This is a genomic window from Xenorhabdus kozodoii (assembly GCF_002632875.1).
Classification (GTDB): Bacteria; Pseudomonadota; Gammaproteobacteria; order Enterobacterales; family Enterobacteriaceae; genus Xenorhabdus; species Xenorhabdus kozodoii.
Genome location: NZ_NJCX01000020.1, coordinates 21,498 through 30,459 on the forward strand (window position 1 = coordinate 21,498; position 8,962 = coordinate 30,459).

Consider the following 8,962-nt stretch of genomic DNA (forward strand, 5'->3'; position numbering starts at 1 on the left):
ACAAATCCTTTCAAAAAAACTGTATGAAATTGTTAATATTCCTTACTATCAACCAATAACAGCTCTCACTAGAATACCCCCATCAGATAATGATGAACAAATCGTGCCATTTAGTTCATTTGTTGGGCAGCGAAATCGAAACAGACCGTTTATTTATCGCTAGTTGCGGTATTCCCGGAGACAATCATGAAAAAATTTGAAGATAGTGGCCTATTAGTTGCCCGTATTTTAATATCCGTTCTTTTCATCATCGCAGGGTATGGAAAATTAGGTGATGCCTATGCAGGAACACAGGAATTTATGGAAGCCATGAAGGTGCCAGGAATACTATTGCCACTGACTATCTTACTTGAACTGGGTGGCGGACTTGCGGTGATGCTCGGTCTGTTAACCCGTACCACGGCGGTATTTACCTTTATTTTCTGTATCCTGACCGCACTCCTGTTCCATAGCGATTTTTCAGATGGCATGAACATGACCATGTTCCTGAAAAACTTCTCCATTGGCGCGGGCTATCTGCTGCTGGCGATGATGGGTCCAGGAAAATTCAGTATTGACCATGCAATGAAGAAAAATTGGTAATCGAAGAAAAAATAGGGAATCACTTTTCTTTTTGTCGCCCCTTGCTGTTTTCACAGCAAGGGGTTTTATCATTTCAGCGGCCTTGCCTTAACTGTTTCTTACGCAGGCTTTTGCTTGGTAAACAGTTTAGGGATTTCACGTAAGCACCAGGACTTGGCTTCGCCCATACTATCACGCCGCCATGCCATGATAATGTTAGTTTCATGGCTGTATTCCGAGCCAATGACCCGCAAGTGCCCCTCGGCAATATCTTGTTCCACCATAGGGTATGGCATCGTTGCCACGCCCAATCCTGCCAAAAGTGCCCGACGTTTATCTTCCAGTGAACTCACCGTTAAGCGTGGTTGTTTATCCAACAACTTAACCGTCAATACCGGACGCTCCCTTGCTGTGTCAGCGACGGCTATCCCGCGATACTTCACCCGTGTGGCATCAGACAGCGGTTCGGGTTCATGATGGATAGGATGATCCGCCCTGGCAACATAGACATTGTTAATGGAATAAAGTATCCGTGAATTTATTTCGGCTGAACTCCTGAAATGCAGATCGGGTGCAATCACAATATCAGCATGTCCGGTTTCCAGACGTTCCCAGGCACCTGCCAAGACTTCTGTCATTAACGAAAGTTGTGTGTTCGATTTAGCCGCCAGTTTATCCACGAGAGGAAAAAGTGATGCGATAGGACACAGTGCTTCACACACAATTGTCAGGTGGGTTTCCCAACCACGAGCCAGCGCTTCTGCATCGGCGGTCAATTTATCGGCGGCTTCGAGCAGTAATCGCCCCCGCTCCAGTAACATTCGGCCAACATTGGTAAATTTTGTGCGATGACCAGAGCGATCAAACAGCACAACATCCAATTCTTCTTCCAATTTCTGCATGGTATAACTCAATGCAGAAGGAACCCGCCCCAACTCGTCCGCTGCCGCCGCAAAACTTCCCCGTCGGTCTATCGCATCCATAACCCGCAGGGATTCCAAAGTAAGCGCCCGTTCTTTGCCCATGTTTTTCTCAATCAGGAATTTTGAATATAGTCACCAGATTAACTGGCTAACATTTCAACGTCCAGACAATTAAGATCGACAGTCATCGATCTAGGGTTAAAGAGATACGGTCATGATAATAACGAGAACAGCAAATCAATGCGGAAAAGCCGATTATGGCTGGTTACAGGCTCGCTATACTTTTTCATTTGGTCACTATTTTGACCCAAAATTTTTGAACTATCGGGCACTGCGTGTCCTTAATCAGGAAGTTTTGGCGCCAAAAGCCGAGTTTCAGCCTAAATATTACCCTTCTGTCGATATCCTGAATATTATCCTGCAAGGGGAAGCCCAATATCGGGACAGTGAAGGCAATAACTTCCATGCACGCCAGGGCGACTGTTTGCTATTTTCTGCCCGTCAGGGCATTCGTTATAGCGAGCACAATACCAGTGACACGCTGCCACTGACACGGCTGCAACTCTGGCTCAATGCTTGTCCTCAGCAGGTCACACCGCCATTACAGCACAAGGTGTTGCCAGACATGCCGCTCACATTATTGGCCTCTCCTACATCAGAAAATAATAGTATGCACCTGCGCCAGCAGGTATGGATAAGCTATCTTGTGCTTACGCCCCACAACCGCCAAATTTTATCTTTACGTGGCAAACATGCCTATCTGCAATCCATCAGCGGTCAGGTCATGATCAATGGTAACAAGAGTGGGGATGTAAAGATTCAATGCGGCGATGGTGTATTTATTCAGGAAGAGCAAGAGTTGATATTACAGGCTGAAACGCCATTTCGGGGTTTGTTTATTGATCTGGCTGACTAAGCCCTTTTGTGCCTACTGCATAACGAAAAAGCCCTATAAAGCCTCTGCTCTATAGGGCGAATTCGTGAAGTTGACCGGTAAGCCGGGTTCTGTCTTGGACAGCCATTCATCTAGGCCAGCACTTGCGCACTGGCTCAAGCAACCTACCCGGGTTCGGTACGGGCCGTACCACATGAACCCCTATTTGGTCTTGCTCCGGGTGGAGTTTACCGTGCCACGAACTGTTACCAGCCGCGCGGTGCGCTCTTACCGCACCCTTTCACCCTTACCTGATCCCTGACTTGTTTTTACAAACAAAACTGGGCCATCGGCGGTTTGCTCTCTGCTGCACTAGTCGTAGGCTTTCGCCTCCCAGACGTTATCTGGCACCCTGCCCTATGGAGCCCGGACTTTCCTCCCCTCTACTTCTCCCGAAAGAGCAGTAAAGCAGCGACTGTCTGGTCAACTCCGGCGCGGATTATAAGAGGTTTAGTATTCAATGTATAGGGGTTTTCACGCGCCTTTTTCAATTTCCCCTGAGACTTTTAGTTTGGTCTAATCAGACGAATGGTTTTGATCAAATGAATCGCTTTGATCAAGTAAAAGGCTTTGATCGAGCGAATAACGATACAGGGCATTTTTCTTCACACCGTGGATCTCTGCCGCTAATGCTGCCGCCTTTTTCAATGGCAACTCTTTTTGCAGCAATGCCAGTGTCCGTAAGGCTTCCTGTGGCAAGCTATCCTCGGCGGGCTTACGATACCCTTCCACAATCAGCACCATTTCCCCTCGCCGCCGGTTTTCATCTTCCCTGACCCATGTCAGAAGTTCACCGGCGGGCATTCCTTGAATCGATTCCCACGTTTTGGTCAGTTCCCGTGCCAGTACGATATAGCGTTCGGCTCCCCACACTTTCACCATATCTTCTAAACTGTCCAACAGACGATGGGTCGATTCGTAGAAAATCAGTGTGCGCGTCTCTTGTGCTAACTCACGCAAGGTATCCTGACGTCCCTTACTTTTCGCGGGCAAGAAGCCTTCATAACAAAAGCGATCTGAAGGCAAACCGGCAGCAGACAACGCGGTAATTGCCGCACAAGGGCCAGGCAGTGGAACCACCTTGATACCGGCTTCACGGCAACGGCGAACTAAGTGATAACCCGGATCGTTAATCAAAGGCGTGCCGGCATCGGATACCAATGCGATACTCGCCCCTTGTTCAAGTTTCGTAAGCAATTGATCTGCTTTCTGCTGTTCATTATGATCGTGAAGTGCGAACATGCGCGCATTAATGGCAAAATGTTGAAGCAACAAGCCAGTATGTCGCGTATCTTCGGCGGCAATCAGATCAACATGTTTAAGAACTTCAAGAGCACGCTGAGTCATATCCCCCAGATTTCCAATAGGGGTTGGCACAACATACAGCGTGGACGTCGTAACCACTGCTCGATTGGTTTGATTCATTGTTTCATCCGAATGACCGATTTAAAATTGAGCATCTTTGAAAAAAACATCACTGGATACAGTATGCTTCCCTCAATTTTTGTGCGTTTCAAAACTGGTTTAATCTATACAGCACTGCTGTCAGCTATGATTATTGCAGGGTGTACCATGCCCAGGCAGCAAGGGCAACCAACTTCTAAGCCTCAGGATAAGATCAGCGCAGAGATTAACCGCTATCAAGCCATTATTGACGCAGCACACAATCAACCTTCGTTGGATGTTATCCGTGCTTATATTGCATTGGGTTCCTACGCCACCGATGACGCTGCCCGCCAAAAAAACATCGATGAAACCTGGCAACTGCTGACGCAACTCTCTCCTCAGCAAATGAGTGAATTGGTGATTAATGCCGATGAGTATACGTTGCAAGGCTGGCTTGATTTACTCAATACCTATCAGACCAATAAACAGGATCTCGACAAACTGCGTCTTGCTATCCGCGATTGGCAAATCCGTTACCCAGACAACCCGGCTGCACGCACTCTGCCCACGGCCCTGCAACAAGAAACCAGAGAAGGCCATGCCACAATCGGGTTATTTCTGCCTTTGAGCGGCCAGGCAAAAATGTTTGGTGACGCCATTCGCCAAGGCTTCCTTGATGCCCAAAAAGGATTACCAAAACCATCGTTGCCAAAACCATCGTCGCCAGAATCATCATTACCCGCGAATGTTAGCGCACCCAGTGAAGCTGTTGACGCCAACCCTGAAAATATCAGCGCTGCAAATTCGGGGAATGCTGATGTTGCGACAACTGAACCGCAAGTGGACGCAACCACGGATACAACATCCGCTGTGGATGAAGCATCAACCGTCGCCTCTGCAATCAATGATGCACCGGTCAATGACCAGGCTGTAAAAGTCTATGATACCAACAGCCAGCCACTGACCGCGTTGCTGGAACAGGCTAAACAAGAGGGTGTCACTCTGGTGGTTGGGCCATTGCTAAAACCGAATGTGGAACAGTTGGCTCAAATTGAAACCCCGCTGAATATTCTGGCGCTCAATGAACTCGATATGCCACAAAGACGACCAAATATCTGTTATTTCTCGCTCTCTCCTGAGGATGAGGCCAAAAACGCGGCCATGCATATCTGGCAACAGCAAAAGCGTAGCCCTTTGATATTGATACCTCGCAATGAATTAGGCACCAGAGTGGCAAACGCGTTTACCCAAGAGTGGCAAAAATTGGGGGGGCTGACAGTATTGCAACAAACTTTTGGCACGCCGGATGAAATGAGAAAATCCATGAATCGCGGTGTTGGTATTCGTTTGTCGGGTACGCCGGTTATTGCCACAAGCCCAGCCGCAGAGCCGGTTGATGCCGTTTATATTGTCGCGACAACCAACGAACTGGCGATCATCAAGCCAATGATCGATATGGCCATCAGTTCCCGTAAAAAACCAGCACTTTATGCCAGTTCGCGCAGTAATCAAGCCGGTTCAGGCCCTGATTTTCGTCTGGAGATGGATGGAATGGAGTTTAGTGATATCCCATTGCTGACAGGTGTCAATGTGCCCTTAATGCAGCAAGCCGCCAAAAAATTCACCCATGATTACTCCCTGATGCGTCTCTATGCCATGGGAATTGATGCATGGTCACTGGCCAATCAATTTACTCAGATGCAGCAAGAAAAGGGATTTAGCCTGAATGGTGCTTCGGGAGAGCTGTCCATGACAGATAACTGCACCATCTTGCGTCAGTTGCCTTGGATGCAATTCAATCATGGCCGCATAACCCTTGAAAAAAACCATAACAGCGAAAAAAACAATAGCACAGAAGATATCGATAACGCAGAAAATACCCATAATATAGAGAACACCAATAACCCTGTTCGGGAAAATAATCCCAATGAAGTCAACAATTCTCTGTGATTAAAGGTGTCGTGGTCATTTCAGGATGAAAAAACCGACGAACAATCGTTATGCGCTAGGACGCCATTACGAACAACAAGCTAGACTCTTTTTGCAACAACAGGGGCTTGTCTTTGTTGCTGAGAATGTGAAAATTCGTGGCGGGGAAATCGATCTCATCATGCGGGATCGATATACCTGGATATTCGTTGAAGTTCGTTTTCGTCAAAATGCACAATATGGTGGCGCTATTGCTACAATTACCCAAAGTAAGCGCAGAAAGCTCTTGTATACAGCCGCTGTCTGGCTGTCCCAGCGCAATGAATCTCTGGACACGGCATCATGCCGCTTCGATGTTTGTGCAATAACAGGACAGAAATTTGAATGGCTGAAAAATGCCTTCACGAACGAGCGCCTATTTCAATAGGTTCTCAATTTTTCTCGCTAACTAAATCATTCCAATATACATAGGTCATAACGTGCTGGATAGAATTAAAGTCTGTTTTACAGAAAGTATTCAAACTCAGATCGCAGCAGCAGAAGCATTACCTGACGCAATATCACGCGCCGCGATGATGATGGTTCAATCACTGCTGAACGGCAACAAAATTCTTTGTTGTGGTAATGGTGGTTCTGCCGCCACTGCACAGCGTTTTACGGCCAGCATGATTAATCGTTTTGAAACGGATCGGCCAAGTCTGCCAGCCCTGTCACTGAATACTGATAATGTGGTGATGACCGCTATCGCCAATAGTAAACAACCTGATGAAATCTACGCCAAACAAGTTAGGGCTCTGGGACAACCTGGGGACGTTCTGCTTGCCATTTCGACACATGGGAACAGTCGGGATATCATCAAAGCGGTGGAAGCGGCGGTGACACGGGATATGACCATCGTCGCACTGACGGGCTACGATGGTGGCGAGCTGGCAGGCTTACTCGGCCCACAGGATGTTGAAATACGCATTCCTTCACATCACAGCGTCAGAATACAAGAAGTTCATATGTTGACGATCAATTGCCTGTGCGACTTAATCGACAACACATTATTCCCCCATCAGGATGAATAAGGAGCCAACCTCATGCGGTTATTTTCTCTCTTATTGGTATGTTTCAGTGCAATGTTACTGCAAGGATGTATTGGTGCCGCCGTCGTGGGTTCCGCTGCGATTGCCACAAAAGCCGGTTCAGATCCGCGAACGATTGGGCAGCAAGTTGACGATACCACGCTGGAAGCCCGTGTCAGCAATGCCATCATCCGAGATCCACAAATTAAGGCACAAGCCCGCGTGTCGGTCACAGTGTATCAAGGCAAGGTGCTTTTAACCGGACAAAGCCCCAATATGGCGCTGGCTGAGCGGGCAAAACAGATTGCGTCAAAGGTTGACGGCACCAACGTAATCTATAACGAGATCCGGCAGGGCAATCCCATTACCTTGGGGACAATCTCCGCTGATGCCTGGCTGACAACCAAAGTGCGCTCTAAAATTTTAACCAGTGATGCCGTGAAGTCATCCAGCATCAAGGTGGTGACAGAAAATAGTGAGGTCTTTTTGTTTGGCGTCGTCACGCAACAAGAAGGGGCGGCCGCGGCAAAGATCGCCAGCGAAACCAGCGGTGTAAAGCGTGTGACAACCGCATTTACATATCTCAACTAAAACAACCCTCAAGGCGGCACGCATTAATGCCGCCCAGTTTTACACCCGGTATTCAACACCCATCCCAGGTTATTTTGCTTTAAGTAATTCACTCCCCCCATTAACTGCATTTGCCGCAAAATCCATTGCTGACGTTGCAATACATATCGGGAAGGCGCATTGACTTTATAGCGATGAGGGTTTGGCAATACCGCAGCAAGTAATGCAGATTCAGAGGCCGTCAACTGACAGGCAGGTTTACCAAAGTAATGCCGGGCGGCCTCCTCAACGCCAAAAATGCCGTTACCAAACTCAGCAATATTGAGATAAACCGTCAAAATACGTTTCTTTGACCACAGTAATTCCAATACCGCCGTCATGCCCGCTTCTAACCCTTTTCTGACCCAACTACGCCCTTCCCATAGAAATAAATTTTTGGTTGTCTGCTGGGAAATTGTCGACGCCCCCCGAATTCGCTTCTGATCTTTTTTGTTATACGCCATCGCAGATTCGATAGCATCAAGATCAAATCCCCAATGTTGTGGGAATTTTTGATCTTCTGCTGCAATGACGGCTAACGCCATATAAGGTGAAATTTGATTCTGAACCACCCATGAGGAACGAGAAACGTAAGATAAATTAATTGATGCCAAGGCACTGATTTGTCTCTCTATCATCACCATGGAAAATGGCACGGGCAAAAATGAAAAGGCAATGACAGCAATGAACCACAAAACTGTGATCGACACGACAATTCTTTTCAGCCAGCGCCACACGATTGAAAAAGGATTTCTCATCCGCTTACTCAATCATTTCCAAAATTTTTCTCACCAATTTATCAATTCCTTTCTCTGCCTCGGCCAAAGATTCTGCCAGCATATAAGCCGGTGTTGTCACAATTTTGTGTTCAAAATCAACGACAATGTCGTCAACTGGACAGGCAATATGCACCCCACCCATTTTCTCTATTTCGGCCACCGTTTCTGGATCATTACCGATGGTGACTTTTATCGGTTTGGCTAATATTTTAGGAACCATAACCGGGGCAATACAGATAAACCCCATCGGTTTACCTTGCAGGTGCATATCTTGCACTATACTTAATAAATCCTTATTTATTTCGCAATCTGCTCCTTTGAATGCGAAATTACATAAATTTTTGGCCGCGCCAAAACCACCAGGAATAATTAATGCATCCAGTTCATCAATATTAACTTTGGATAAAGGCTGTATATTTCCCCGTGTTATACGGGCAGACTCTTCCATTATGTGGCGGTTTTCTTGCTTCTCTTCCCCATTAAGGTGATTAATTACATGATGTTGTATTTCATCAGGTGAAAAAAAAGACACTTTGGCGCCAAGACGGCTTAAAGAGAGCATAGTCAGAACGGATTCGTGGATTTCACTTCCATCGTATACGCCGCATCCACTTAATATAATGGCAACAGATTTCATCTTCCTCTCCATTTGTAGTAGATTAATGCTTAACCCCTTAGATAGTGTCGTCATGAGAAATTTCGTGCAATAATAATGCCCCACCATTCCATCATAAGAGTTGATTAACCATGAGTACACCTGCACACCGCCGCCAC

The 8,962-nt window shown here is 46.9% G+C and carries 10 protein-coding genes and 1 other RNA gene; 6 read left to right on the top strand and 5 right to left on the bottom strand.

The window, feature by feature from the left end; translation table 11 throughout:
• Nucleotides 1-186 precede the first annotated feature (186 nt).
• Entirely contained in the window at nt 187-582 is a 396-nt protein-coding gene (locus Xkoz_RS13665) for a DoxX family protein (RefSeq protein ID WP_099142689.1), read from the top strand.
• 98 nt (nt 583-680) lie between these two features.
• Here the strand turns inward: Xkoz_RS13665 and Xkoz_RS13670 are convergent, their stop codons facing one another.
• The gene (locus tag Xkoz_RS13670; protein ID WP_099142690.1) at nt 681-1,586 is read right to left on the bottom strand and encodes a LysR family transcriptional regulator; all 906 of its coding nucleotides are present in this window, start codon (nt 1,584-1,586) and stop codon (nt 681-683) included.
• A 112-nt stretch (nt 1,587-1,698) separates the two neighbouring features.
• On the opposite strand from Xkoz_RS13670, the gene Xkoz_RS13675 reads away from it, so the two are divergent.
• Complete coding sequence (locus tag Xkoz_RS13675) at nt 1,699-2,400, top strand: pirin family protein (protein ID WP_099142691.1); 702 nt, start codon at nt 1,699-1,701, stop codon at nt 2,398-2,400.
• A 62-nt stretch (nt 2,401-2,462) separates the two neighbouring features.
• On the opposite strand, the gene rnpB is transcribed toward Xkoz_RS13675, so the two are convergent.
• Nucleotides 2,463-2,849: RNase P RNA component class A (gene rnpB / locus Xkoz_RS13680), an RNA gene on the bottom strand.
• A gap of 85 nt (nt 2,850-2,934) precedes the next feature.
• Nucleotides 2,935-3,843 carry a 16S rRNA (cytidine(1402)-2'-O)-methyltransferase gene (rsmI, locus tag Xkoz_RS13685; protein ID WP_099142692.1) on the bottom strand — a complete coding sequence of 303 codons (909 nt, stop codon included), beginning with the start codon at nt 3,841-3,843 and terminating at the stop codon, nt 2,935-2,937.
• Between the two features lie 63 nt (nt 3,844-3,906).
• On the opposite strand from rsmI, the gene Xkoz_RS13690 reads away from it, so the two are divergent.
• The 4 genes from Xkoz_RS13690 to dolP are packed head-to-tail and all read left to right on the top strand — an operon-like array spanning nt 3,907 to nt 7,391.
• Nucleotides 3,907-5,754, top strand: a complete 1,848-nt coding sequence (locus Xkoz_RS13690) for a penicillin-binding protein activator (protein ID WP_099142753.1) — start codon at nt 3,907-3,909, stop codon at nt 5,752-5,754.
• Nucleotides 5,755-5,779: 25 nt separating this feature from the next.
• Entirely contained in the window at nt 5,780-6,160 is a 381-nt protein-coding gene (locus Xkoz_RS13695) for a YraN family protein (RefSeq protein ID WP_099142693.1), read from the top strand.
• 52 nt (nt 6,161-6,212) lie between these two features.
• Nucleotides 6,213-6,803 carry a DnaA initiator-associating protein DiaA gene (diaA, locus tag Xkoz_RS13700; protein WP_099142694.1) on the top strand — a complete coding sequence of 197 codons (591 nt, stop codon included), beginning with the start codon at nt 6,213-6,215 and terminating at the stop codon, nt 6,801-6,803.
• Nucleotides 6,804-6,815: 12 nt separating this feature from the next.
• Nucleotides 6,816-7,391 (top strand): division/outer membrane stress-associated lipid-binding lipoprotein, encoded by a 576-nt coding sequence (gene dolP / locus Xkoz_RS13705; protein ID WP_099142695.1) that lies wholly within the window; start codon nt 6,816-6,818, stop codon nt 7,389-7,391.
• Nucleotides 7,392-7,414: 23 nt separating this feature from the next.
• On the opposite strand, the gene mtgA is transcribed toward dolP, so the two are convergent.
• Together mtgA and elbB are read right to left on the bottom strand one after the other, a co-directional pair.
• Entirely contained in the window at nt 7,415-8,167 is a 753-nt protein-coding gene (gene mtgA, locus Xkoz_RS13710; protein WP_099142696.1) for a monofunctional biosynthetic peptidoglycan transglycosylase, read from the bottom strand.
• A gap of 4 nt (nt 8,168-8,171) precedes the next feature.
• Nucleotides 8,172-8,825, bottom strand: a complete 654-nt coding sequence (gene elbB / locus Xkoz_RS13715; RefSeq protein ID WP_099142697.1) for an isoprenoid biosynthesis glyoxalase ElbB — start codon at nt 8,823-8,825, stop codon at nt 8,172-8,174.
• Nucleotides 8,826-8,962: the final 137 nt, after the last annotated feature.

Coding starts and splice junctions, on each gene's coding strand:
- Xkoz_RS13690 (WP_099142753.1), top strand. CDS start 3,907: ATGCTTCCCTCAATTTTTGTGCGTTTCAAAACTGGTTTAATCTATACA.
- Xkoz_RS13665 (WP_099142689.1), top strand. CDS start 187: ATGAAAAAATTTGAAGATAGTGGCCTATTAGTTGCCCGTATTTTAATA.
- Xkoz_RS13670 (WP_099142690.1), bottom strand. CDS start 1,586: ATGGGCAAAGAACGGGCGCTTACTTTGGAATCCCTGCGGGTTATGGAT.
- mtgA (WP_099142696.1), bottom strand. CDS start 8,167: ATGAGAAATCCTTTTTCAATCGTGTGGCGCTGGCTGAAAAGAATTGTC.
- dolP (WP_099142695.1), top strand. CDS start 6,816: ATGCGGTTATTTTCTCTCTTATTGGTATGTTTCAGTGCAATGTTACTG.
- elbB (WP_099142697.1), bottom strand. CDS start 8,825: ATGAAATCTGTTGCCATTATATTAAGTGGATGCGGCGTATACGATGGA.
- Xkoz_RS13695 (WP_099142693.1), top strand. CDS start 5,780: ATGAAAAAACCGACGAACAATCGTTATGCGCTAGGACGCCATTACGAA.
- rsmI (WP_099142692.1), bottom strand. CDS start 3,843: ATGAATCAAACCAATCGAGCAGTGGTTACGACGTCCACGCTGTATGTT.
- Xkoz_RS13675 (WP_099142691.1), top strand. CDS start 1,699: ATGATAATAACGAGAACAGCAAATCAATGCGGAAAAGCCGATTATGGC.